Annotated in this window: 1 protein-coding gene; it reads left to right on the top strand. The window is 65.7% G+C overall.

What is annotated here, in order from left to right:
• Positions 1 to 324 (top strand): ParB N-terminal domain-containing protein (locus AC3XQU_RS23475; protein WP_489876553.1); only part of this gene is annotated, 324 nt, incomplete at both ends.

The following is a 324-nucleotide window of genomic DNA, read 5'->3' as shown; positions in this document are numbered from 1 at the left end:
GCCCTCCCCGACGGCACCATCCTCGCCGGCCACCACCTCTGGCAAGCCGCCCGCGCCAACGGCCACACCACCATCCGCGTCGAAGTCATCGACTGCGACGAACAAACCGCCCGCAAAATCCTCATCGCAGACAACCGCCTCGCCGACCTCGGCCCAGGCGTCGACCCCGAACTACTCCTCACCGTCCTCAACGACCTCGACATCCTCGACGGATCCGGCTACAACGCTGACGACCTCGCCCTCCTCGAACAAACCATCAACCCACCCCAACCCAACGCCGACCCCGACGACGCCCCACCCGTCCCCGACAAACCCAAAAAAACC

It is taken from the genome of Telluria sp. AZSoR62 (assembly GCF_058111565.1).
Note: the sequence above shows the minus strand (reverse complement) of the source record. Positions and strands in the feature narration are given on the sequence as shown.